The following is a 2,294-nucleotide window of genomic DNA, read 5'->3' as shown; positions in this document are numbered from 1 at the left end:
CGCCGGACGCCGCGCCGGACGCCGCGCCGGACGCCGGGGAGGCGGCCCGCACCGGGCGGCGCGCGGACATCCGGATGGCGACGACGTCGCGCAGGCAGCGCGCCGAATGGCGGCGCACCGAGAACGTCGAGCCCGGGACGTCCCGCCAGCGCACCGGGATGGCGGTGATCGGGGCCCCGCGCCGCGCGCAGTGCATCAGCAGCTCGACGTCGAACGCGAAACCGGTGGTGGCGAGGTCGGCGGCGGCGGCGCGGGCGAGCGGGCCGTCGAAGAACTTGAACCCGCACTGGGTGTCGGTGACGCCGCCCGCGAGGTCACGGGTGAGCCGGTTGAACACGATCGCCCCGACCTTGCGGAGCGGATGGCTGTAGTCCTCGACCCGGGAGGACGGGTGGCGGCGCGAGCCGACGACCACCGGGTGCCCGGCGGCCAGCAGCGCGAGCGCGCCGTCCAGGCCGGACAGGTCGGTCGCCATGTCGGCGTCGCAGAACCCCACGTACCGGGCGGTGGTGGCGAGCAGCCCGGCGCGGACGGCCGCGCCCTTCCCGCGCTCGGGGCAGCCGACCACCCGGACCGGGACCGGTCCGCGCCAGGCGGCGGCGATGCGGGCGGTGCCGTCGGTGCTGCCGTTGTCCACCACCAGCACCGACGCGGCGACCGGCAGGGCGGCGAGCCGCGCGCCCAGCGCGTCGAGGCCGTCCGGCAGCCGGACGGCCTCGTTGAACGCGGGCACGACCACCTCCAGCGCCGGACGCGCGGCGGGCGGGGAGGCGCCGGTCGGGGGCGCGCCGGTCGGGGGCGGGGGAACGGCCATCGCGCGGGACGGTCCGGGGCCTACCGGGAGCCGTAGTTGTACAGCGGCTTGATCACCGGGGAGCTCTGCGAGGCGTTGGTGTAGTGCACCACGCTCACCGAGGTCAGCAGCGCCAGCAGCGTGCCCGCTATGGCCGCGATCGCTATGCGCATCAGGGGGCCCTTCCACGTCGGGGGATGCGAAGGATGTGTCTCGTCACAGTAGTGCCCCTGGTAACGAATGACCAGACGATCAGCGAAACCATGACAATCCATGACATTGCAGTCGGAACGCGGGGTGCGCCCGCCTCGTCCGGACGCGCCGGGTCCGGCACCCGGTACAGCGTGAGACCGGGGTCGGAGAGCACGGTTCCGGCCCCGTCGAGCCGCGCGCGCCACGGCGCGTCCGGGCCGAGTTCGGCGTCCAGCGCGACGTACCGGACGCCCGCCGCCCGCAGCGCCGGCACCAGCGGCCCGCCGCCCGCCACCACCGGATCCAGGGCGCGCGCCACCGGGTCCTCCGCCGGGACGGTCGTGGAGCCGACGACCACGGCGTCCGCCGTGACCACCCGGCGGTCCAGGTGGCGGGGCAGCGCGTCCAGCGACGTCCGGCCGCCGTTCCACGGGTAGCTCCGGTACGTCGCCCACGGCAGGACGAGCACGTCGCCGGGCACGGGATCGGCCCGGACGATCCGGCGCGCCGCGTCCCAGCCCGCCGGGTACTCGACCGGACGCAGCCGCCCGCCCGCGCCCAGCGCGAGCGAGGGCAGCAGCACGAGCGGCAGCACGGCCACCGCGACCCCGACCCCGCCCGCCACGACGTCCGAACCGTCCCCGTCGCGCGAAGGGCCGCCCTCTCCGCCAGTCCGCGACGGGACGTCCTCTCCTCCAGTCCGCGCCGGGACGTCCTCTTCTCCAGCGCGCGGGCGGACGGCTTTTCCAGCGCGCGGGCGGACGGCCCGCATGAGCGCGTCCGCGAGCAGCCCCAGACCGGTCGCCACGACGAGGACGAGCGGCGCGGTGTACTGCTGCCCGTCCCGCAGCACCGCGAAGCCCGGCCAGAGCCCGATGAGCCACTTCAACACAGGACCGGCGACCGCGCCGAAGGCGGCCGTCGCGTATCCGCCGACGGCCGCCACGGCCAATCCAGCGGCCCACGCCGGACGCCGTTCCGCCCGCCGCAGCATTCCGGCGAAGGCGGTGAGCGACGCCAGTACGACGAGCGCCCAGCAGAACACCAGGACACCGGTCCCGTACCCGCGGGGCACGACTTCCGCATTCCAGACCCCGCCCGTCAGCAGAAGGCTTCCGAGCGTTCCGAAAGGTGTGTCGGCGCGCGCCGCGAACGCGTCCACGGCGGACGGCGCGCCCGGCACCCCCGACGGCCGGAGCCAACCCGTCACCAGCCACGGCAGGCTGAGCGCGACGACGGCGACCGCGGTCCGGAGCACGGCCCGCCCGCGCTTCGCCCGGTCGCCGGGCGCGCACGCGGCGACCGCGAG

Annotated in this window: 3 protein-coding genes; all 3 read right to left on the bottom strand. The window is 76.3% G+C overall.

What is annotated here, in order from left to right:
• The coding region (locus DZF91_RS24810) for a glycosyltransferase (RefSeq protein ID WP_117359667.1) at window positions 1-814 on the bottom strand (814 nt) is incomplete at its 3' end.
• Between the two features lie 20 nt (window positions 815-834).
• On the bottom strand, window positions 835-966 hold the full coding sequence (locus DZF91_RS42745) for a hypothetical protein (RefSeq protein ID WP_268915973.1): 132 nt from the start codon (window positions 964-966) through the stop codon (window positions 835-837).
• Window positions 966-2,294 (bottom strand): hypothetical protein (locus tag DZF91_RS40280; RefSeq protein ID WP_158588039.1); only part of this gene is annotated, 1,329 nt, incomplete at its 5' end. The genes DZF91_RS42745 and DZF91_RS40280, both read right to left, overlap by 1 nt.

Origin of the sequence: Actinomadura logoneensis (genome assembly GCF_003428695.1) — a bacterium.
Lineage (GTDB): Bacteria > Actinomycetota > Actinomycetes > Streptosporangiales > Streptosporangiaceae > Spirillospora > Spirillospora logoneensis.
Note: the sequence above shows the minus strand (reverse complement) of the source record. Positions and strands in the feature narration are given on the sequence as shown.

Excerpts from the sequence above, each read along its gene's own strand:
- DZF91_RS42745 (WP_268915973.1), bottom strand. The coding sequence starts at position 966 with ATGCGCATAGCGATCGCGGCCATAGCGGGCACGCTGCTGGCGCTGCTG.